This window comes from Pandoraea sp. SD6-2 (genome assembly GCF_000389825.1).
Taxonomy (GTDB): domain Bacteria; phylum Pseudomonadota; class Gammaproteobacteria; order Burkholderiales; family Burkholderiaceae; genus Pandoraea; species Pandoraea communis.
The window spans coordinates 72,661-95,303 of sequence record NZ_KB944435.1 but is presented as its reverse complement, the minus strand read 5'-3'; the positions used below and the strand labels follow the sequence as shown (position 1 = coordinate 95,303).

Genomic DNA, 22,643 nt, shown 5'->3' with positions numbered 1-22,643 from the left:
GCGCCGCCGGTACCTTACAGCGGCGTCGATTGCTCTGTGTCGTCGTCGGCCCGATCCGGCGGGAGGCTACGCCACCATGGGAGGTCCCTCGGCCGGCAAAGCGCATCGGGTACCGTCGTCGTGCCGTGCCGCCGGGCACCGGTCGGCCGGGAGGGGGAGCGCGGCGCATCGTCGGCACGGCGACCGGAGGCCGCCAGCGCGGCGGCGCCTGCCGAACGCGTTTCGGGAAAGGTGAACGACGTTCCCATCGTCGTGTTGTTGTTCACCTCGTCAGTGCCCGGGCTGCCTGGACTGTCGAGGTGCGATGGGGACGAATTTCCCGACGATACGCCCGAGTCGGCAACGGTGATGACCGTGCTGGTACTGATCTTCTGTTGCGGTGCGCGCCGTTCGTGCGCAGTGCGAATGTCTTCGCGTTGTGCGGCAGTCTGGCTTATCGAGAATATGAGGCCGATGACACCGTACAGGACGTCAAGGACCGCGAAAACATGGGCTTCCTCTGCCGCCGTCGGGGAGTGAGGGGCGGATGTGGGTAGCGTCACATTGCGAGCGTCGTAGTCGTCGGCAAACGGCGCGTCGTCGGCGTTGCCGTGGGCGTGAGCCGCATAATCGCCCATCCACGCGAGATAGTAGAACGTAAGCGTCAGCGCAAACCAGATGAGTCTGGGCGGGGTGGATTGAAGCATGGCGGAGAAATCGCAAAAGAACGCGCTGACGCTCGCTCGCCGACCGACGGGAGCAGGCTCGCGTCCCACGGCTTCGATCAGTTCCGCGAAGTTGTTTTGCGTGAGGACTTGCAGGCCCGCACTGTGCCGCGTCATCCCCAACTGATGGATGACGGGGAGCAGCAGGAGGCCCGGAATCGGTGCCAGCGGAACCTCAAGGGCCGCGTGCAGCGTGTCGCCGAAGCGCCGCGTGAAAATGCCCGGTGCGAAGCGGGACACGACACGTTCGATGCCGTAGCGGGCCCCATTGCGCAGAACCCCGTAGCACAAGACAAAACCGAGCACCTGCGCAAAAGCCGCGCGGTAGGGCGTGGCGAGGATCGCGCTCAAGCCTTCCAGTCCCGGCGCCGGCGTCGTGCGTACGATCTGGTTCTGGTGCCGCACTTGAGTGGCGTTGAAGCCGGCCATGCCCAGCAAGTTGATCAGAACGACGCCCAGCGCGGCCAATGGCGGCCATAGCCACGCCTGCGAGCGGGTGGGGTCCGTCGATTCCGCGAGAAGCGAGACGAGGGTGGAGCCGACGGCGAAGGGCATGGCATCGCGCAGCGTGCCGATATGGAACGAGCGCCACGAGAAGCCGGGCCGTTGTTCGCGCAACAGCGCCTCGAGGCGATCGGTCACGTCCGCCACGTCGAATCCGTGATGCGCCAGCATCCGGGCATGTCTGTGCAGGTGTGTGTGCAATGTGTCATGCCACGAGTGCGCCGCTGAATTGACGGGGGCTTGCAGGGTGTCGTCAGTCCATCCCTGTCTGAGCTGTTCAAGGGCGTCTTGCCATCGGTCCGATGCGGGTGCCGTTCCCATGGCACGCAGCGCCGGTACGGCGACGTCCTGCCAAAGCGCATCGAAAATGCGCCGCGCGCGATCGGCGCCGTAGCCCGTGAACATATCGATGGCGAAGACAGGGGGTTCGACCGTCGAGGTCCGCGAAGACGGAGCGGCGGGGGCGGATGATCGGCGACCGGCGAATACCGGCGCAAGTGCCGCTGGCTCCCGGAGCGCACCGCCGCCGCGAGCCTGCGCCTGTGCCGATAGCCATGGCAACGCGTTAGCCGTCACACTGGCCTGAGCCGCCGCTTGCTGAGCGCGGGCGAAGTCCTCGGCAAGTGGCGTCACGGGTTCATGTCGCTCCGATTCGTGTGCTGAAGGGGTAACGCTGGTGGGGTTATGGGAGGGCAAGCAAGGGAAGCATCCGTAGGGCATGGCGTCGATAGCGGGACTCGGCCGACAGCGAGGTGCCGGGCCGCGGTCGTGAAAAGGCGAAATGAAGCGGGCGATGCTACGCGCATCCGTTCGCTGCGACCACGCTTGGACAGCCGTTTGAAGTCGTTAATTCGCGATGCTGCGTAGTGGCGCCGCGCCTGCCGCCACCGATTCAGCGGATACCCAACGTCCTGCACGTTGGGCATTGCGCATCGTGTGTCACCGATCAGGCGTCGGGCACCACCATCACCCCGGCACGCAAGCCGTTCTCGACGTTGGGGTTGGGAAACACGATGCGCTCTTCGGGGTGCGACACCGTGTAAGTGTTCTCACCGTCACGTGCCAACACGGTGCCTGCGGCGTAGGGTGTGAAATTTGGCGTATCGGCAGGAACGTCGAGAACGAAAGCGTCCGTGCGGCGCACGATTTCGGCAGCCACGCGAAAGCGTTGCGCATGCAGGACCTTGCCATCCTCGCGCAGCCCCATCTCGCCGCCGCAGAGCCAGCGTCGCAGCGCGGCGTCGATGCCCGCGAAGTCCGCCAGACGGTTCTGCCCGAACGGCGCCACCTTGCCGAGTTCGAGCGTGCAGCTCTCGGCGCCAAATCGCGCACATGTGTAATACGAAAACGTGACGGACGGCTGTTCGGTGCGCATCACTGCCTCGATGTCGGCGGCGGCGAGCGTATCGATCCAGTCGTCGCTCGGTGGGTGCTGCGGGGTGCCGGGTACGACGGCAAAGCGCGAAAAGAGCGATGCGCGAATCGCGGTGTGCATATCGACATGCCGGCGCTTGCGGCGCACGCCGTCCACCCCCGCGAAGAACTGCGCCACGATCACTTCGAGTTCGCGGGCGCGCTGCACTGCGGGGGACTCGGCACGTTTCGCGTGGGCGCCCTGGAACAGACGATTCAGGTCGTATTCGAGGTATCGCTTGCCGGCACGCACGGCGTCCGGGTTGCCGAGAATCACGAGCACCCGCTCGCGCAACGTCAGGCGAGCGTCGGCGATGTCACGCAGAATGCCGTCGACGATTTCGATGGGGGCGGTTTCGTCGCCGTGAATGCCACAGGACAGGACGGCGTCGAAGCGGCCGCCTTGTGACGTCCCAGCCTTGTCGGTGGTGTCGTTCGCGTCGGCCGGCGTGAGTTCGAGCACGCCTTCAGCGTGCCGTTGCCAGCGGACACCGCACGGATCGATGCCTTCGTCGTGGTGAGTGTCGCGCGATTCGCGCACATCGCTTAGCCAGTGGCGCAGGGCCGAACGATTGGCGTCGGTCATGATGAGAGATCTCCAAAAACGCAGATTCGTATTTTATGCGTGTCGTTCGTGTGACCGTCACATGGCTTCGCCAACGCCCTGTTTACGCGAGTCTGCCGCGGCGTTGGACGCAAGCGCATTGTTCCGTCTGCCGAATCCGTGTCATCATGATCCGCATCGCACGCCATTCCATCGGGCGTGGCCTCCGGGATTGCCGTTCATGACCGATCTGTACATCGAAGGTGTCTGGCGCACCGCTAAAGGTGCAGAATTCCGCTCGCTCGATCCCATGTCGGGCGAGATTGTGTGGAAGGGCGGCGCGGCTGACGCGACCGATGTCGACGCCGCAGTACAGGCTGCCCGTCGCGCGCAGCGGGATTGGGCGCGGCGAAGTGTCGATGAGCGTCTGGCAGTGTTGCAGCGGTTCGCGGCCATCGTGACCGAGAAAACCGAAACGCTCGCCGACGCTATTGGCAGGGAGACCGGCAAGCCCTTGTGGGAAGCGCGTACCGAAGTGGCGACGATGTCCGCCAAGGTCGCGAATTCAGCCAAAGCGTATCTGGAGCGCACCGGCGAGCGGCGCAACGCGATGGCGGACGGGCAAAACGTCGTTCGCCACCGGGCGCACGGCGTGATGGCTGTCTTCGGGCCCTACAACTTCCCTGGTCATTTGCCCAATGGGCATATCGTTCCCGCTTTGCTCGCAGGCAATACCGTTGTTTTCAAACCGAGCGAACTTGCGCCCGGGGTAGCCGAGCACACCCTTCAATGCTGGATCGAAGCGGGCCTGCCGCCGGGCGTGCTGAATCTCGTGCAGGGCGGGCGCGACACCGGGGCGGTGCTCGCAGCGCACGACGATATCGACGGGTTGTGCTTTACCGGCAGCTCCGCCACTGGCCGTGTGCTGCATCAGCAGTTCGCCGGGCGGCCGGGCAAGATCCTCGCGCTGGAGATGGGCGGCAACAATCCGCTGATTGTCGATGCTCCCGCCGACATCGATGCCGCCGTGCATGTGACGATCCAGTCCGCCTTTCTTTCGGCGGGGCAGCGATGCACCTGTGCGCGGCGCTTGCTAGTGCCGCGCGGGCCGCAAGGCGATGCCTTCATCGACCGGTTGACGTTCGTGACGCAACGCATCAGCGTGGGACGTTACGACGCCGAGCCGCAGCCGTTCATGGGCGCGGTCGTGTCGTTGCAGGCGGCGCGCCGCATGACCGCCGCGCAAGCCGATCTCATGGCGCTCGGTGCCCGCGTCATCCTGCCGCTTACTCAACCGGACGGCCGGTCCGCGTTGCTGACGCCAGGGCTGCTCGACGTGACGGCGATTGCCGCGCGCGACGCACTGCCTGACGACGAGTATTTCGGCCCGTTGCTGCAAGTGCTGCGCTACGACACTTTCGACGAGGCCATCGCGCTCGCCAATCGTACGCGCTACGGACTGGCCGCCGGGTTGCTCTGCGACGATCCGGCGCGCTACGAGCAGTTTCTTGCCCAGATCCGTGCGGGCGTCGTTAATTGGAACCGGCCGACGACGGGGGCCGCGGGCGCAGCGCCGTTCGGCGGTATCGGTGAGTCCGGCAATCACCGGCCTAGCGCGTGGTATGCGGCGGATTACTGTGCGTACCCGATCGCGTCGATGGAAAGCGAGCGTGTGGCAATGCCCGAACACCTCAGCCCCGGACTGGACTTTGGCGCGCCCTGACGGTGGTATCGACCGGATTTGTATTCTGCTTTCTCAGGAACTGACATGACGCGTTTTGCCTTGGAAGCCAACTTTGACGGATTGGTCGGCCCCACTCACAACTATGCGGGTTTGTCGTTCGGCAACGTTGCCTCGGCGAACAACGCCAATCGCGTATCAAACCCTCGCGAGGCTGCGCTCCAGGGCCTTGCGAAGATGAAGGCGCTGGCCGATCTCGGCTACGCACAGGGCGTTTTGCCCCCGCAAGAGCGTCCGTCGGTCGCGTTGCTGCGCACGCTTGGGTTTTCCGGCAACGACCACGCGGTCATCCGCGAGGCGGCCCGCACCGCGCCGGCAGTGCTCGGTGCGGCCTGTTCGGCGGCGAGCATGTGGACGGCCAACGCCGCCACTGTCAGCCCGTCGGCAGATACCGCTGACGGCCGGGTGCATTTCACGGCAGCGAATCTGTGCAGCAAGTTGCACCGCGCTATCGAGCACGACACCACGTCGCGCGTGCTGCGTGCCGTATTCCCCGACGAGGCGCAGTTCGCGCATCACAACGCGTTGCCGGGCTGGCCGTCCTTGGGGGACGAGGGCGCGGCAAATCACACGCGGTTTTGCGGCGCATACGGTGAGCGGGGCGTCGAGTTCTTCGTCTACGGACGGGACGACCTTGCGAGCAGCGTGGCGCCGCGCCGGTTTCCTGCCCGTCAGACGTTGCAGGCGAGTCAGGCGATTGCCCGTCTGCACGGACTGGCCGACGATGACGTGGTGTTTGCCCAGCAGCATCCCGACGCGATCGATGCAGGCGTTTTCCATAACGACGTGATCGCCGTGGGCAATGGCAACGTGCTGTTTTGCCACGCACTGGCGTTTGTCGATCAGGCGGCCGTGCTGGCAACGCTGCGCGATCGTCTGGCCGCCAGAGGCACTCAACTGGAGGTGATCGAGGTGTCTGCTGCGGACGTCTCGATCGAGGACACCGTCGGCAGCTACCTTTTCAATAGCCAGTTGCTTGCCCGAACCGCGGAGTCGGGCGGTGGAATGCGTCTGGTGGTCCCGCAGGAGTGTCGCGAACGTCCTGCGGTATGGCGTTACCTCGAATCGCTGGTGGCTGACGGCGGACCGATTTGTGAGCTACAGGTGTTCGATCTGCGCGAGAGCATGCGCAATGGCGGCGGCCCCGCGTGTCTGCGGCTGCGGGTGGTGCTGACCGAAGCGGAGCGCAAGGCCACGCATACCGGGCTGTGGATCGACGATGCGCGTTATGCGGCGCTCACCGGCTGGGTGACGCGCCATTATCGTGACCGGCTGTCGGTGAGCGATCTGGCCGATCCGGCATTGCTCGACGAATGCCGCACCGCCCTCGACGAACTCACACAGTTACTTGACCTGGGTAGCCTTTACCCGTTCCAGCGCGACGTTTGAGCGCAACCCGCCAGCGGGCGCCGGGCAACGGCGCTGTGTGGCGGTCATTTTCTATCCGTAACGAAAGGAGTCGATTCGATGACGACGATCATTGGTTTGTCCGGCAGCCTGCGCAAGGGCTCGTACAACACGGCATTGCTGGTTGCAGCGAAGGCGGTGGCGCCTGCAGGCGTGACGCTCGACGTGCGCACATTGCATGGCATTCCGCTTTACGACGGCGACGTCGAAGCGAGTGAGGGCATTCCGGACGCGGTCGCCGCCCTGAAAGACGCCATCGCAAACGCGGATGGTTTGTTGCTGGCAACGCCCGAGTACAACAACGGCATGCCCGGCGTGTTCAAGAACGCGCTCGATTGGCTATCGCGGCCGCCTGCCGATAGTGCGCGAGTGTTCCAGAATAAGCCGGTCGCCATCATGGGCGCGTCGCCCGGTGGTTTCGGCACGATTCTCAGTCAGAACGCCTGGTTGCCCGTACTGCGCACGCTACAGACCACCCCTTGGTGGCAAGGCCGTCTGATGGTGTCGCACGCGAATAAGGCCATCGATACCGACGGTAATCTTCAGGACGACGCCGTGCGCCAGCAACTGGCCGCGTTTGTCGCCGGGTTCGTGACGTTTTTGAATGAAAGAAAAAGTGATGTCCGATAATATTCTTTTTTAATCAGTAAATTACGATTGTTTGTTGATGTAATTTATTTGATGATTTGCGATGCTGAACCTTCGCCAATCGCGAATGACGAACCGATAAGCGACGCGATTCACGAATTGTCCTGCGATGCACTATGCTGGATGGAACGTGTCGGCCGACACGTCGATCGCGTCCTTTCGTAACCCCGGGGGTGTCGCCATGCAAATTGAGTTTCCGGATCACCGTCCCGTGTTCAACTACGAAGATCTGACGATCGAATTCGCGGTTGTCGTCAATGGCCGGCCGTTCGATTGCGCAGTGTCGGCTGAAGCGCTGGAGGATCACTTCGGCGCCCACTCTGCCCGCGCAGACGATCTGTTGCACGCCTTCGAACATGGGCGCAGTCATATCCATGCGCTCACGCGTGAATACCTGGCAATGGGGCTCGCGGGCCCCGTCCTGCTGCGCAGCGGGCACTTCCGCTGGGTGCGGGAGACCCGGCGTCAGGCGTCGCGTCGTTAGTCCGCTCATTCTCATCGGGGTAATACTTTCGCGTGCTGGACTTGATGGGCGTCAAATTTCGGACTGTTTAGGCATACGACTCAATAGGCGAGCCGTAGGGATCGGCGTAGACTAGCGTTGCCGCAAAAGAAGTTACACAACAGCGGCACCATTGCCGAAAACTAGAAGGAGTCGCCATGGGCTCGGAATTTCGCGTTGTCATCGCCTCGATCGCGGCCTTCATGACGTTGGCCGGGGCGTTTGCCACCATCCACGGCTTGCTTTATGACAAGACCTACGTCATGCACTGGGGAGTGGCTACTGTGCTGTTTGGCATTCTCTTCATCGTCGTGATGCTCACGCCGTGGCCGCGAGACGAAGAGGGCGAGACCAAGTCAAAGTCCTGAGTCGCGCCAACCGTTTGGTGTGCGGCGTCCTACACTGAGAATTGAGGGACGCCGCCGAAGTCACCCGAGAGTCACGCGGCCCCGGCTGGAAAAGCCGCCGGCCCCGTCGATTTCCCTGCCTGAATCGCTTCGCAACGTGCGTGACCTCGTTGTGAGGTGACGTATGTGCTCCGATATCCGCGTCTTCATTGCCTCCATCGCCGCGTTCGTGACGCTGGGAGGCATTTTCGCCACGGTCCACGGTCTGCTGTTCAACCTGCCGGAGGTCTCCCGCTACGGCGTGGCAGCCGTGCTGATCGGTGCGACATGCACGGCTACCATGCTGATTCCGTGGGGCGAGCGTGAGAAGTCGTGACACGTCGATAAGCGTGTCGATGAGGGCATCGGCCGGCCGCTTCAGCGTGCCGGTGGGGCGAGGCGTGCCCGCACGCACATGAAGGCAGGCGCTTGCGACAATTCGTCGTACAGCCGGCGGTCGACGGCCTTCATCTCCGGCAACGGCAGCGGTTCGACCATGCGTTCGATCTGCCAGCCTGCCTCGGCGGCGGCATTCAGAATACCCGCCAGCGGGCGCCGGTAGGACTCCACATACGGCTTCGGCTCCCCGAAGCCGCTCCAGTACATGCCGAAACGCGTGGTCTCGAAGTAGGTGCTGTTGCGCCGCGTACGCTCGTCCATCCAGTCGCGCATCGGATGCCCCATCGACCAGACCAGCGTCGCGCCGGGTTTGGCGACCCGCGCGAATTCGAGAAATGTCGGCCCAAGGTCTTCAACGTAGTCGAGCGCGAGGGCGCTGACGATGGCGTCGAAGCGATTGTCGGTCAGTGTCGCGAAGGTTTCACCGAGGTCTTGCACGTCGAACGTCGCAGCTAGCCCGTCGCAGCGTTTGCGGGCCAGCACGATCATTTCGGGGGTGACATCGATGCCGTGCACCGTCGCCCCTTGTCCGGCGAGCCAGGCGCTGTTGATGCCGGGGCCGCAGCCGGCGTCTAGGACTTGCAGGCCGGCGGTGTCGCCAAGCAGGGCGCGCGTGGCGGGGCGTTCGTACAGGGCGTTGTGCGGCTTGGTGACGGCAATCTCGGCGTAGCGTTCGGCGAAACTTGCGTAAGCGGTGCGTCCTATCGACGCTGGATCGGATGACGGCATGCGCGGCTCCAGGGTGACGGCCCCGTACGGCGCACGATGACGCGAATGCGCAAAGGTGACCGGGCGGCGGGGTGAAATAAAAATGCGGGGAGCGATTGTAACGCCAAAGCGGCAAATATCTGCCATGCCCCGCATACCTCCTGTTGCGATTTACAGGGATGTCGGGGCGGAATCGAGCCTCCTCCGAGTGTCCGTGCGACACCGATGTGGGACAATAACGGCCTTCGCCGCCGCGTCTGCCTTCGATGACGGGCGTTGTGCGACAGCCGTTATTGCGCAACAACATTCCCAAGCATGCCCCCATCCAGTCTTTCTCCCTCACCGTCCGACGCCTCGACCTTTGGTGCGGCCGAGACCATCGATGTCGCCGTGATCGGAGCGGGTCCCGCCGGTCTGATGGCGGCAGAAGTGTTGTCGGCGGCAGGATGGCGTGTCGATGTGTACGATGCCATGCCGTCGGTCGGTCGCAAGTTTCTGATGGCGGGCAAGGGCGGTATGAATCTCACGCACAGCGAGCCCGCAGCGCCATTCGTGGCCCGCTACGGCAAACGAGCGGACGTCGTCGCCCGATGGCTGCGCCGTTTCAGCGCGGACGACGTGCGCTCGTGGGCGCATCGGCTGGGCATCGATACGTTCGTTGGCACATCAGGACGTGTTTTCCCCGTCGACATGAAAGCGGCGCCACTGTTGCGTGCCTGGCTCACGCGGTTACGTGCGGCCGGTGTCAGGCTGCATGTCCGTCATCGCTGGCTGGGCTGGGAGGCACAGGCGGCGGCCGGTCCGGACGACCTGCGGTTCGCAACGCCGGGTGGTGAGTGCAGGGTACGGGCAAAGGCGGTGGTACTCACGTTGGGCGGTGCCAGTTGGCCGCAGTTGGGGTCGGACGCCGCCTGGGTACCCTGGTTGCAGGATCACGGGGTCGGCGTCGCGCCGCTTCTGCCTGCCAACGCGGGCTTCGAGACGGACTGGACGCCGCATCTGCGCGAGCGTTTCGCGGGGCACCCGGTGAAGTCCGTGACGATGACGCTGCCTGACGGCACGACGCGGCAAGGCGAGTTCGTGATTTCGACGCATGGCATCGAGGGCAGTCTGGTGTACGCGCTGTGTGCACCGATTCGCGATGCGATCCGCGCCAATGGCAGCACGCAAATCTATCTGGATCTTTTGCCGGATTGGCGTGAGCAGCGCGTGGCCGAGGAGGTAGCGCGCCCGCGCGGATCACGCTCGATGGCGAGCCATCTGCAAAGCCGTCTGGGAATCGCGGGGGTTAAGGCAGCGCTACTGCGCGAGTGCCTGCCGCGCGAGACGTTCAACGATCCGGCGGCGCTTGCGGCCGGGATCAAGCGGTTGCCGTTGACGCTGCTACGCACACGGCCGATTGCCGAGGTTATCAGCTCCGCCGGCGGCGTCGCGCTCGACGCACTGGACGCGCATTTGATGGCGAAGGCACTGCCGGGGGTGTTCTGCGCAGGAGAGATGCTGGATTGGGAGGCGCCAACCGGCGGGTATCTGCTTACCGCATGCTTCGCCAGCGCCTGCGTGGCGGGAGATGGCGCGGCAGCCTACCTTCGGGCCCTGCGCTGACGGCGCGCCCCGACGGCTGTGCCGCCGCCGGGTATCGCTTGTCTTCTCGGTCTGGTGTCGGCGTCAGCGGGGTCAGGCCGGGCGAACGCCCAGACGCCACAGCGAGGTGACTTCGGCACGTCTTGCAGCATGCAGCGGGTCGTCGGCATCGCCCGCCTTCGGATGATGCGGCCGCACGTCGTGACGCGCGAGCACGACCAGACCCGCCCCGTGGATCCACGACAACAACGTCTCTCGGGTGCGCAAACCCAGATGTTCCGCGAGATCCGACAGAATCAGCCAGCCTTCGCCGCCCGGACTCAGATGGGCCACCAAGCCGTTCAGGAAACCCTTGAGCATCTGGCTCTCCGGATCGTAAATGGCATGCTCGATGGGCGCATTCGCCTTGGCCGGCAACCACGGCGGGTTGCAGACGATCAACGGCGCCTTGCCCTCAGGGAACAAATCGGCATCCACGATCTTCACCGAACGCTCGTAGCCTAGTCGCGAGATATTCTCGCGCGCACACGCCAATGCTCGCGGATCGCGATCCGTCCCGACAACCTGCTGCACCCCACGACGTGCCAGCAACGCCGCGATGACACCCGTTCCCGTGCCAACGTCAAACGCCAACGACGTGGACGGCAACGGCGCCTGCTCGATCAACTGCAAATACTCGCCGCGAACCGGCGAAAATACGCCATACCACGGGTGAATCGATGCACCCAACGCCGGAATCGTCACCCCCTTCTTGCGCCATTCGTGCGCACCGACCAATCCCAGAATCTCTCGCAACGATGCCACCGACGGTGCACCGTCCGGTACCCCCCAGACTTCCGTGCACGCCTCTCGAACGTCCGGCGCTCGACGCAACGGAATGCCGTAGTCAGCATCCAGCGGAATGAGCACCATCCCCAAGATTCTCGCCCGCTGGGCCTGCGCCATGCGGTGCTTGTGAAAGGCTTCAGCCGGATTGACGCCGGTCTGCGTATCCTTCGCCGCCGCTTTGCGACGTGGACGATGCGGCGGACGGTCAGCCCGACGCGCCATCGCCTGCATCAATTGCCGTGCATTCTGATAGTCGCCGCGATATAGCAACGCCGTTCCACCACACGCCAGATGGTACGCATCGTCAGCCGTGATCGTATCGTCGACAACTTCGACGCGGCGCGGTGGGGTAACGCCCGCTTCTGAACGCCAACGGGCAGTGACGGGGCGACCGTCTTCGGTCCAGTCGAGCGTCGGGGTATTGTTCATGCTATGTCTTTTAATGGCGTGGCGGCGCTGTGAAGCTCTGACGGGATGCCTTCCCCAGACGGACCGGGGGCCCCTTTCCGCCTCTCAAACATAAACCCAACTTGCTGCAGAAAGGGGCCCCCGGTCCGTCTTCTTCGCTTCCTTCTGGATGCGCCGGAAGCCCGCATTATGCCTGCGTTAATACCCCTCCCGCCGGAAATGGCCCGTTTTTCACCGCTTTCGTTCGCGCTTTCGTTCGTTTAAGTTGTGCCTTCCGGGGCAGAGAACAATACGCCGATTGCCTCCCTTATCGCGCCATCCAACGCCGGGTCGATGCCCGGGATCGGCGCCGGCTGCATCTCAGGTGCCGGTCCGCCATGCCTCAACGCCGCCGCCATATGCGTGAGAATCGCCGCCCCAGGATGTAACGCCGCCCCGTGAGCGTCTCCACGCGGAACCGTGTCCGTGATCGTATTCGCCACCCGCTCCAACCCCACCAACGCAGGCCACCAACGCGCCGCCCGACGACTCACCAGTGGCGGCTCCGATAACGCTCGCTGCAATGCAATACGGGTGTCGTCCAGCGCCTTGTACGCCGCGCGCCGTGCCGCGAAAGCCGCATCGATGTCGCCCGCGTGGGCAAGCGCCGCATAGCGGCCCAGCGCGTCAAGCACTCCGGCAACACGCTCGTCAAGCTGACGCCGCTCCCACTTCGCCCACGGCAAATACCCCACCAACAACACGATGGCACACGCCGCCACTGCGTCGATGAAACGCGCGACGGCAATGTTCTGACTGCCCGGCTGCAACGCACCCATCACCAACATCAGGATCGGTAACAACAACGCACTGAATAATCCGTAGTTGCGCCGCAGCGCCCAAGGCAAACACGCAGCAAGCGGAATTAGCGTCGCCAGACTGACCAGACCGTTACGGTCGACCGCAACTACCGCCGCTGAGACTGCCACACCGACGATGCTGCCCACGCCACTCTGTAACGCACGGGCAAATACGGAGCCGTAGTTCGGCTTGAAAATCACCACGACGATCAACGGTACCCAATACGAACGCGGCAACGCTGTGATCGCTATGAAGATCTGCGCGACGAGCACGCACAGGCCAATGCGCACCAGATACCGCCATACATCCGGCCAAGGCCACTTCGGCATCCAGCGTGGATGCACCGTAGCCCGCGCCTGATGCCGTGCCAAAGCAATCAATGGCGCCTCGGCAGCATGCACGGTACCCGTGAGCAACGGCTCGGCTCGATGCAACGCCGACGCCAATGTCGGCGACCAATTGGCTTTCGCAACGGCGACGACGGCATCAACGTCGACCGGGCGATCTCTCGCAATGCTGCGGGCAACGCCGTACAAGGCGCGCCCAAGCGGCGCAGGTAAGGGCCTGCCTCCTTGCACAAGACCGATGACCGCAGACGTGATGGGCTCGGCAGCCAATATCTGCGCGGCGCGGCGCTCGAGGACATCCCAGCCGCTAACCGTGCTTGCGCGTGCCGTCAGCAATGTGTCGTAAGCCGCAGCAATCGCATTTTCGAGCGATCGGCGTGCGAGCCTTACGCGCGGTGTGCCGCTCGCTTCGAGCACGTTGGCCAACTGCTGATAGATGGCGGCGACAGCGTCACGCTCGGCCGCGCCCGGATGCCGTAGCCAATGCACGGCCATGAGCATTACGCTGAAAACGCCCCCCGCCGCCAGCAGCAGTGGCGCACGCCATTCGGGCGGCGGCAGCGCAAGGCCCCAGCCGACGATGAGGTAGATGACACCCTGCAACGTCGCGGCTGAGGCCACGTTGCCGAACGTTCCGACGAAGCTGAACAGCAGAATGGCCACTTGCAGCAGCACATGCGCGAGCCACGGGTTGAAGGCGTCGATATCGTGGATCAGCATACCGGCATAAAAACCCACGACGCCGGTGGCAATGGTCAGCAGGATGGAGCGTGCCCGTGCGCGATAGGGGCCGGTCCGGTCGCCCGTGATGGCCGGCAGCGCGCCGAGGGCGATGAGCGAAGCATCGGCGCCATGACCGATGGCGGCGCCGATGGCCGTAGGCACCGCGACGGAGAGGGCGGCATGGACGGCGTCCCAGCGCGAGAACGCCACGGGTTCGAGCCGCGCCAGACGCGACATCCACGCGACGCGGTGGCCGGGTTCAGGCGTTGTGGGCATGGGGAGGGCTGCCGCTCCGTCGTCAGGACGCGCGCTCTGGCGTGTCGGTATCCATCAGCGGCATGAGCTTGCCTTGGCCGCGAATCCAGGCGTGATCGGCGCGCTCGGCCATCTCTTTGTCGCCCCGGCTGTCGCCGTAAGCGAAAAGCACGCGCGGCGGATAAGTCGTCCACCACGCTTCGAGGCGTCGCAATTTTTCGGGGCCCCAGCAGTTCGGCTGCGCGAATTGCCCGGAGAAGCGCGCCTGATCGTCGAACGCGAGTTCGGTGCTTAGCACGGCATCGAACCCGACGGAGGCGGCCCAGGGGCGAAGGTACAAGCCCGGCGAGGCACTGACCAGCACGACGCGGTGCCCCATCGCCCGGTGCTGCCGCAGGCGCGCAAGCATCTCGGGGCGCAGCAGATCGGGCAGACGCTGAGTGATGAACCGTTGGGCATCGTCTTCGAGCTGTGCCCGGGTACGCGTACCGAGCGACGCCCGCAGGAACGCCGCCTTGGCGGTACCTCGGTCAACGAGACGCAATGCAGCGCCGATCAGCCATGGCGACGCGAGCACGGCGCCTGCCACGAAACGCGGTGTACCGACGGTGTCACGCACAAACACACGCAGGCTGTCGGTGGTGGAAATGGTCCCGTCGAAGTCGAAGGCGGCGATGATGGACGCGTCTTGCATGCAGCGTCAGCGCTTGTCCGGCATGGGCGATGATGCCGGCGTTGCGCTGCGCGAGTCGGCGACGGCCACGAGATGCGGCCAGCGTTCACTCGCCTGCCGACCGGCAACAATCGCCTGTTCGTCGCGATAGAACGGCAGCACACCGGTGCCGACGGTTTCACGCAAACGGTCGATGTCCGATGGATACCGATGCTCGATCATCGCGTCAGCCGCTTCCGGCGCGGACGTGCTGGTCGCCACGGTGTTGGGGGACGAAGGTTCGTTCAGGCTCATGCCGGGCATTCTATACGGTGCGGCTTGCCCACCGCAATTCAATTGCCATGCTGACCGGACGGCCACTGTACCTGTCTTGCGACACATGGGTGCTAATGCTTGCTTGATTACTTGTACTCAAGCAAGCTAGCATGGCAGAACGTGCCATTTCGAGATTTTATGGGCTGAGTTGTGCTGCCGGACCCTGGCGATCTTAGGATTGCGTGATAACGACGTGGTGAAACGTCGGGCCGATCAGGCAAGGCTCGTGTGGAGATGGTGATAATGCAGCACAAGAACAGATGAGGCATCGCATATGCAGCTTCAAGCGTCTTGGTCGCGTTACACGAAAGTCACAGCTATCGGCCTGCTGGTGATTGCAACGATGGCCCCTGGTGTCAGGCTTGCGGGAGCGGCACCAGCGGGAGGCAGAACGGGCAAGGCTTCGGGGCCATCGGCCGCCGCTGCCGTGCCGGACAAGACGTCCGGTGCCACCGCCTCGCCAGAGACGGGCGGCAATACCGTTGCGCTCACGTCACCACCGCCCGGCACCAGTCAGCGTACGGTCACGTTTGCTCAACTAGGGCAGACGAACGGCCTGCGTCTGCGTGGCACGGAAGGGGCGGGCGATGTCAATTTCGGAATCCGACTCGATCAGACCGTCGCCTCGGCGTTGCTGCGGCTGCGCTACACCTATTCGCCCGCTCTGATACCCAATCTCTCGCAACTCAAGGTGTATCTGAACGAGGAACTGATCGCTGCGTTGCCGTTCAGCAAGCAGGACGGCGGCAAGAATCTGGTGCAAGAGATTCCGCTCGATCCGCGCCTGCTCTCGGGCTTCAACCGGGTTCGTCTCGTATTCATCGGCCATTACACCATGGAGTGCGAGGACCCGATGCACTCCAGCCTGTGGATGGATGTCAGTCCGCAGAGCGAGATCGTCACGAGTACTCAGCAGCTCTCACTGCGCAACGATCTGGCCACGCTGCCTACACCGTTCTTCGATCGGCACGATAACCGCGATCAGTCGGTGCCCTTTGTCTTCGGCGCGCCGCCGTCGCCTGCGGTGGTGCACGCGGCCGGGGTGGTGGCGACGTGGGCGGGGGCTATCGGCGACTATCGCCGTACGCGTTTCCCGGTCAGCGTAAACACGCTGCCGTCGAAACACGCCATTGTGTTCGCCACGAACGACACGTTGCCGCAGGGGCTCAATCTCGCGAAGGTCGACGCGCCGACGCTGCGCATGATGTCGAACCCGAACGATTCGTCGCTCAAGCTGCTGGTCGTTCAGGGGCGCGACGCCAAGGATCTGGAGACGGCGGTCCTGGCGCTTGTCTCGGGCCGCGCTGCGCTATCGGGGGAAACGACACGCATCGATGCGCTTGAGCCGTTGCCCCCGCGCCCGGCGTACGACGCGCCGCGCTGGGTGCGCACCGATCGGCCCGTCACGTTCGGCGAACTGGTCGACAATCCGAGCGATCTCCAGGTGAACGGCTATATGCCGTGGCCGATTCGCATTCAGCTCAATTTGCCGGCGGACTTGCTTACGTGGCAGAACACCGGCGTGCCGATGGATCTGAAGTACCGCTACACGCCGCCGGTCAAAACTGACGATTCGTCGATGAGCGTGGCGATCAACGATCAGTTCGTGCGTGCGTATCGTCTGCGCCCGGCAGGGGCGAGTGCCGACAAGAGTCACATGCTTGTGGAGTTGCTCGCCGACGGCACAACGGCCGACCGCAGGGAGGTGCGCATCCCCGCCTTCCAGGTGGCGGCGCGCAATGCGCTGTCGTTCCAGTTCGCGATGGAGCCGCACAAGGAAGGGATGTGCAGCCAGACGATCACGAACGCCGCACACTCGGCCATCGACGCAGACTCGACCATCGACTTCAGCGATTTGCCGCACTACGCCGAGATGCCGAATCTGAGCTTCTTCGCCGGCAGCGGCTTCCCGTTCACGAAGTACGCCGATCTTGCGCAGACTGCGATTGTCATGTCTAAGACACCCGACACGGCGGAACTCGAAACGGTGTTTTCGGCGCTCGGCCAGTTCGGCCGCTCTACCGGCACGTATGCCGACCGCTTCGACGTGCTCGACACGACGCAAACGGACCGCTTCAAGGACCGCGACCTGCTGGTGATCGGCGGGAAGGATGCCGCCGACCTTCTGGTCAAGTGGGGCAAGAATCTGCCGCTGATCATCGACAAGACCCGCCGCGTGCTGACGACGCAGCCGCAAGGCTATCGGGGGGATGGCGCGATGGGCTCGGCGTTCACGGCAAGCCGCGTCGGTCCGGCGCGCATGGACGTACTGTCGCAAGGTCCGCTCGCGGCACTCGTCGGCTTCGAATCGCCCGTAAGCCCCTCGCGCTCGGTGGTCGCGATCAACGCGTCGAGCGACGATACCCTGCTCAGCGTGGTCGATGCCATTGACGACAGCACCCGGCGCGAAGCGATTCACGGCGATCTGGCGGTGGTCAATGGCGAGCGAGTCGAATCGTACCGGCTGGGGCGGACGTACTTTGTCGGCGACGTGAGCTGGTGGACCCGCATTCGTTATCACCTCTCGAGCCACCCGATTCTGGTCGGGCTGGTTGCGTTGCTCGCGGCCTTCGCGATTGCGCTCAAGTGCTTTGGCTGGTTGCAGCGTCGCGCGTCGCGTCGTCTGGAGCAGTGAATGGAACGCGCCGATGCTTATGGCCGGCGCCGTCGTGCCATGTTGCGCGCGCTCGCCGCGTGCAGCACGATGCCGATGCTCGTCAGTGTGACGCAACGGGTGCATGGCGCACCGGTGAAGCCTGCGCCCCTTCGCGCAGCAGGCGGTCGTACGTGCGCGCCTGTCGACTGGCCCGACTGGACGCGTTTCAAGGCGGGTTTCCTGAGTGACGACGGACGCGTGGTCGATCACAGCACGAACGATCAGCGCACGGTGTCCGAAGGCCAGGCCTACGCGTTGACCTTTGCACTGATTGCCAACGATCGGGCCACGTTCGACAAAGTGCTCGACTGGACGATCAGTAATCTGGCGCAGGGCGATCTGACCGCCCATCTCCCGGCATGGCTCTGGGGCAAGAAGGACGACGCACAGTGGGGCGTACTCGACGGCAACCCGGCAAGCGACGCCGATATGTGGATCGCTTACGCGCTGGGTGAGGCGGGACGGTTATGGACGGAGCGGCGCTACACCGCGCTTGGCGCGCTCGTTGCACGACGCATCGCGTCGGAGGAGACAGATTTTGTCCCGGGACTTGGCCGCACGTTACTCCCGGCCCCGGTCGGTTTTCATCCGGCCAAGGATCTGTGGCGGCTCAACCCCAGTTACGTGCCGATGCAAGTGGTGCGGCGCCTGGCGGGCCTCTTCCCGGAGAGCGGCTGGGGACAACTCATCGCGTCGTCGCTCAAGCAGATCACGCTGACGGCGCCGCCGCTTGGGTTCGCCCCCGAGTGGGCAATGTACCGCGCAGGCCGTGGGTTCGAGATCGATCCCGAGACGCAGGGTGAGGGCAGTTACAACGCGATTCGTGTGTACCTCTGGGCGGGCATGCTCGCCCCCGGCAGCGAGGACTTTCGCGCGCTCAGACACACTTTCGACGGCATGTTGAAGTACGTGGCGACCCACGGCGCGCCGCCTGAGCGGGTCAATACGCGTGACGGCACTGCCAGGCAGGACGGCGGTTCGGGATTTTCAGCGGCGCTGGTCCCGCTGCTTCAGGCCGTGGGGGATACGACGCTGACGCAAGCGCAAGTCGCGCGTGCCCGTTCTCTCGACGCGCAATCGGCGCCGGTCTACTACAACTCGGTACTCTCGCTATTCGGTCTGGGCTGGCAGGACGGGCACTTCCGTTTTGCCGCTGACGGCACGTTACAAGTGCCATGGGAGGCGGCTTGCGCCACACGCTGATTCGCTCCGCCTGTGTGACTTGCCTGCTCATGGCCGCAGGCGGTGAACATGTGCGTGCGGCCCCCGCGCCGAACGCCGGTGACAACAAGGCCGACGCCGTGGCGCCTAATCGAGACGTGCGCAATCTGCTCTCGAGCGCCACCCTCTGGCATGCGCGTTATCGCAACGATCTCGCCCGCGCCGCGCTGGAAAAGGCGTTGCTTGTGCAGCCGGATCAGCCCGACGCGCTCTCGCTGCTCGGTCAGATCGAGATTGAGGAGAATCATCCGCAGCAGGCGAACAAGGCATTGCAGACGCTGCGCACGCGCTATCCGAACGCCCTGGCGACGAGAGCGCTGGCCGACGTGATCCGTATCAATACCGTCGACAAGTCCCGCATCGCGCGCGCTCGTCTGCTTCAACGCAGCGGGCAGGCCGATGCCGCCTTCGCCGAATACAAGGCACTGTTTCCCGATGGTCCGCCCAGTGGCGATCTCGGCGTCGAGTACTTCCGGGCGCAGGCGAATGCCACCAACGGCTGGCCGGCTGCGCAACAAGGGCTGGCGAATCTGGCGAAGGCGTCGCCGGAAAATACTCGCGCTTCACAATCCTTGGCCGAACTGATGATCGACCGGCCGTCGAGCCGCCTTGCGGGCACACGCATGGTGGCAGAACTCGCGGCGCGTCCTGATGCGGACATGAACGCGTTGCTGTCGCTGTGGCAGAAGGGGCTGTCCAAGGCGGACGGCAATCTGGCGTGGTTACCCCTGTATCAACGCTACCTCGCGCTCGCGCCGAACGACGCCGAGATCCGCTCGGCCTATGACAAGCTGAATGCACAGCAAACTGCCCATACGCGCATGCTCGACGACCCCACGTACCAGGCGAAACAGGCCGGTATTCGGGCGCTCGATAAGGGGCGGCTGACCGATGCCGAGAAGTCGCTCGACGCAGCACGCGCCAAGCGACCTAACGACGGCGAACTGGCGGGCTCGCTGGGACTTGTGAAGATGCGCCAAGGCGATCACAAGGGCGCACAGGAACTGTTCGCGCAGGCCTTGCGCAAAGACCCGGGCAACGCCGGTAAGTGGCGCAGTCTGCTGCGGACATCGCAGTTCTGGGGCGCGATGTCCGAGGCGCGCGCCGCCCGCGACGCGGGCCGTCTGGATGAGGCTGACAGGCTCGTGCGAAGCGCCCTGGCGAGCGATCCGCGCAATCCGGACGGGCTGGCGCTGCTGGGCACCATTGCGCTTGACGACAAGCGCGACGGCGACGCCGAGCGGCTCTTCCAGCAAGCGCTCAAGGTCGAGCCGGATAACGATACGGCGCTGCGCGGCATGATGACCCTGTACTCGCGCCAGCAGCGCCGCACGGAGCTGGCGAGCTTGCTCGGCGACCTGCGCCGGCGCTTCCCGCAAGACAAGGCGCGCTTCGATAAGGCCGAGGCTGCCGCGTTGTCAGGCGACGCCGAGCGCGAGATGGCCGAAGGCCACAATGGTCCGGCGCTCGCGGCGCTCGAGCGTGCCGTCGCGCTCGATCCGGGTAATGCGTGGACACGCTATTCGCTCGCGGGTCTCTACCGGAAGCTGCGACTGCCGCAGATCGGCCGCGACGTGATGGCCGATGGCCTGCGCCAGCCACTCGAGCCCGACGACCGCGCGCAGATGCTGTACGCCCAGGCCATTTACCTGAACGTGATTGACGATGAGGCCGGGGCGCGAGCTTCGCTCGCACAGATTCCGGCGGCCAATGTCACACCGTCGATCCAGCGCATGCGAACGACGCTTGCGATTCGCGACACGGCCCGTCTGGCGCGTGAAGCGCATGCCGCGGGTGACGACGCGCTGAGCGAACAACGCTATCGTGAAGCGTTGACGATGGCGGGCGACGATCCGGAACTGATCGGTGAGGTGGCGCGTGCGCGCGTGTCGGCGGGGCAGCCGGAGCAGGGGCTTGCGCTCATGCGCGACTGGCTCGCCGCGCATCGAGACAAGCCGCAGCCCGATGCGCAATTGCGCTACGCGGAACTGCTCAATACGACCGAGCGCGATGCCGAACTCGGAACGTTCCTCGCGGGCATCGATCCGGCGACGCTCGGCGCGGATCAGCGCGACGAATGGCGGGATTTGCAAGATCGGCTGGCGTTGCGTCAAGCCGACCGGGCGCGGGCGCTGGGTGACTTCAAGACGGCACGCGACAAGCTTGATCCGTTGCTCTCGCGTCAACCGCCTGACAAGCGCGCGCTGTCGACGCTGGGCGATATTTATTTCGACGAACGCCGTTACGACGACGCGCGCAAGATCGCCGAAGCACAAATCCGTCAGGATCCGAACGATCAGGATGCACGCCTGTCGCTCGTGCGCGTGCTCTACGAGATGCAAGACGACGAGGCCGCCAACCGCGAGCTCGATCGCGCGTTGGCCGAGGCTGCGCCGGATGACGTCTGGACGCAACTTGCGGCCGTGCGACGGCTCACCGCGATGGATCGCTTCGACGAAGCCATCGCCCTGAACGACAAGCTGCGCGCCCAGTTTCCCGATACCCCGGCGGTAACGGTGCAGCGCGGCCGCATTGCGCAGTCCCAGCGTCACTACAACGAGGCGAAGGGATGGTACGACCAGGCGCGCAAGGAAGAGATCGTGCAAGGCGCACTGCCGGGCTATGACGGCATGACGTCGGCCGAGTCGGCCATCGACTCCTTGATGTCGCGTCGCAACAGCTATGTGGCGGCGGGATACGAAATCGATCAGAAGAAGGGGGACGGCGGCATCTCGATGTTCAACGCGCGCGCCGTGCCCGTATACGGCCAATACGCGATCGGTTACGACGGTCATGTGTTCGCGCAGACGGATTATGTCAACGCCGACTCCGGGGACTTGCCGCTGAACGGCACGTCGGAGTTTGGCACGCTGCCATTGCTCAATGTGCCGGCGTTCCGGACGGCCAATCCCGGTGTATTGGGCGACTACGGCACGAAGCGCCAGAAGGCGCACGGACAGGCGCTCATGCTCGGGTATGAGAACGACTGGATTCGGGCGGATATCGGCCATACGCCCATCGGCTTCCCCATCTCCTACGTGACCGGTGGCGTGCGCCTGTTCGGCAACCTTGGACGCTACAACTACTGGGTCGACGCATCACGTCGGCCGATGATCGGCAGCATGGTGTCTTACGCCGGGGCGTATCTGCCGTTACCCGAGATATTCGGCGACGGCAAATGGGGCGGTGTGCGGCGCGATGCCATTACGTTCCACGCGTCACGCGACTTTGCGAAGTGGGGCGTGTTCGCACAAGCCAGTGTGGCGCGGCTCACGGGCGAGAATGTCCTGAACAACTCCGAGGTGTCGGCGCGCGCCGGTGTCGATCTGCCGCTCATCTACAAGCGTGACATGCGCCTGAACACGGGCCTCACGCTGTTCTTCGACAGCTTTGCGCAGAACGAGCGCTTTTACACGTACGGACACGGCGGGTACTACAGCCCGCAGACCTATGTCTCGCTGACGCTGCCACTGGAATGGTACGGACGCTTGCAACGCTGGTCGTACTATCTGCGCGGCTCCGTGTCGTTCTCGCAGAGTCAGGAGAAGTCGATGCCGTACTTCCCGACGGACGGGGCGCTGCAAGCGGCCAGCGGAAACCTGACGTACGGTTCGGGCGGCGGCTTCGGGGTCGGTTTCTCGGTGGTTGGACGCGCGGAATACTGGGTCGACCGCCAGTGGGTCATCGGTGCGCAGGTGCAGTTCGAGCGCTCTGACTACTACGCGCCGAATCGCTATCTCGTCTACATGCGTTATCACTTCGACGCGCGTCGCGGTGAGGTACCGATGCCGCCTTCGCCGGTACGCCCGATCTGGAGCTACTGACCCATGAGCGCTC

At 64.4% G+C, this 22,643-nt stretch carries 17 protein-coding genes; 10 read left to right on the top strand and 7 right to left on the bottom strand.

From position 1 onward, the window contains the following. Positions 1-14 precede the first annotated feature (14 nt). Together C266_RS10125 and astE are read right to left on the bottom strand one after the other, a co-directional pair. Positions 15-1,841 carry a hypothetical protein gene (locus C266_RS10125; RefSeq protein ID WP_144265776.1) on the bottom strand — a complete coding sequence of 609 codons (1,827 nt, stop codon included), beginning with the start codon at positions 1,839-1,841 and terminating at the stop codon, positions 15-17. A 313-nt stretch (positions 1,842-2,154) separates the two neighbouring features. Continuing rightward, positions 2,155-3,207 (bottom strand): succinylglutamate desuccinylase, encoded by a 1,053-nt coding sequence (gene astE, locus C266_RS10120; RefSeq protein ID WP_010808007.1) that lies wholly within the window; start codon positions 3,205-3,207, stop codon positions 2,155-2,157. Positions 3,208-3,406: 199 nt separating this feature from the next. Here astE and astD point away from each other — a divergent pair, with 199 nt between their 5' ends. The 6 genes from astD (at position 3,407) to C266_RS10090 (ending at position 8,186) form a co-directional block, all read left to right on the top strand. Continuing rightward, entirely contained in the window at positions 3,407-4,888 is a 1,482-nt protein-coding gene (gene astD, locus C266_RS10115) for a succinylglutamate-semialdehyde dehydrogenase (RefSeq protein ID WP_010808006.1), read from the top strand. Positions 4,889-4,933: 45 nt separating this feature from the next. After that, positions 4,934-6,295 (top strand): N-succinylarginine dihydrolase, encoded by a 1,362-nt coding sequence (gene astB, locus C266_RS10110; protein ID WP_010808005.1) that lies wholly within the window; start codon positions 4,934-4,936, stop codon positions 6,293-6,295. Positions 6,296-6,373: 78 nt separating this feature from the next. Further along, on the top strand, positions 6,374-6,943 hold the full coding sequence (locus C266_RS10105) for an NADPH-dependent FMN reductase (RefSeq protein ID WP_010808004.1): 570 nt from the start codon (positions 6,374-6,376) through the stop codon (positions 6,941-6,943). Between the two features lie 199 nt (positions 6,944-7,142). Beyond that, positions 7,143-7,445, top strand: coding sequence for a DUF1488 domain-containing protein (locus tag C266_RS10100; protein ID WP_051126231.1), 303 nt, complete (start codon positions 7,143-7,145; stop codon positions 7,443-7,445). Positions 7,446-7,621: 176 nt separating this feature from the next. Then, positions 7,622-7,831: a DUF2964 family protein gene (locus C266_RS10095; protein WP_010808002.1), complete on the top strand. Its 210-nt coding sequence runs from the start codon at positions 7,622-7,624 to the stop codon at positions 7,829-7,831. A gap of 163 nt (positions 7,832-7,994) precedes the next feature. Beyond that, on the top strand, positions 7,995-8,186 hold the full coding sequence (locus tag C266_RS10090) for a DUF2964 family protein (protein ID WP_010808001.1): 192 nt from the start codon (positions 7,995-7,997) through the stop codon (positions 8,184-8,186). A gap of 41 nt (positions 8,187-8,227) precedes the next feature. On the opposite strand, the gene C266_RS10085 is transcribed toward C266_RS10090, so the two are convergent. After that, positions 8,228-8,977, bottom strand: a complete 750-nt coding sequence (locus tag C266_RS10085; RefSeq protein ID WP_010808000.1) for a bifunctional 2-polyprenyl-6-hydroxyphenol methylase/3-demethylubiquinol 3-O-methyltransferase UbiG — start codon at positions 8,975-8,977, stop codon at positions 8,228-8,230. Between the two features lie 294 nt (positions 8,978-9,271). On the opposite strand from C266_RS10085, the gene C266_RS10080 reads away from it, so the two are divergent. After that, positions 9,272-10,561 carry a TIGR03862 family flavoprotein gene (locus tag C266_RS10080; protein WP_036662444.1) on the top strand — a complete coding sequence of 430 codons (1,290 nt, stop codon included), beginning with the start codon at positions 9,272-9,274 and terminating at the stop codon, positions 10,559-10,561. 72 nt (positions 10,562-10,633) lie between these two features. On the opposite strand, the gene C266_RS10075 is transcribed toward C266_RS10080, so the two are convergent. The 4 genes from C266_RS10075 to C266_RS10060 form a co-directional block, all read right to left on the bottom strand. Beyond that, the gene (locus tag C266_RS10075) at positions 10,634-11,797 is read right to left on the bottom strand and encodes a class I SAM-dependent methyltransferase (RefSeq protein WP_010807998.1); all 1,164 of its coding nucleotides are present in this window, start codon (positions 11,795-11,797) and stop codon (positions 10,634-10,636) included. 239 nt (positions 11,798-12,036) lie between these two features. Then, positions 12,037-13,962 (bottom strand): FUSC family protein, encoded by a 1,926-nt coding sequence (locus C266_RS10070; RefSeq protein ID WP_010807997.1) that lies wholly within the window; start codon positions 13,960-13,962, stop codon positions 12,037-12,039. Positions 13,963-13,984: 22 nt separating this feature from the next. After that, positions 13,985-14,635, bottom strand: a complete 651-nt coding sequence (locus C266_RS10065) for an HAD-IB family hydrolase (RefSeq protein ID WP_010807996.1) — start codon at positions 14,633-14,635, stop codon at positions 13,985-13,987. A gap of 6 nt (positions 14,636-14,641) precedes the next feature. Continuing rightward, the gene (locus C266_RS10060; protein ID WP_010807995.1) at positions 14,642-14,908 is read right to left on the bottom strand and encodes a hypothetical protein; all 267 of its coding nucleotides are present in this window, start codon (positions 14,906-14,908) and stop codon (positions 14,642-14,644) included. A 295-nt stretch (positions 14,909-15,203) separates the two neighbouring features. Between C266_RS10060 and bcsB the strand changes: the two genes are divergently transcribed. From bcsB to C266_RS10045, 3 genes are read left to right on the top strand one after another with little or no spacing between them, the layout of a single operon-like run. Next, positions 15,204-17,564, top strand: coding sequence for a cellulose biosynthesis cyclic di-GMP-binding regulatory protein BcsB (gene bcsB / locus C266_RS10055; RefSeq protein WP_010807994.1), 2,361 nt, complete (start codon positions 15,204-15,206; stop codon positions 17,562-17,564). Further along, positions 17,565-18,788, top strand: a complete 1,224-nt coding sequence (gene bcsZ / locus C266_RS10050) for a cellulose synthase complex periplasmic endoglucanase BcsZ (RefSeq protein WP_010807993.1) — start codon at positions 17,565-17,567, stop codon at positions 18,786-18,788. Further along, a complete protein-coding gene (locus C266_RS10045; RefSeq protein ID WP_168162891.1) occupies positions 18,773-22,630 on the top strand; it encodes a cellulose synthase subunit BcsC-related outer membrane protein in 3,858 nt (1,285 codons plus the stop codon). The genes bcsZ and C266_RS10045 overlap by 16 nt, the downstream gene beginning before the upstream one ends. Positions 22,631-22,643: the final 13 nt, after the last annotated feature.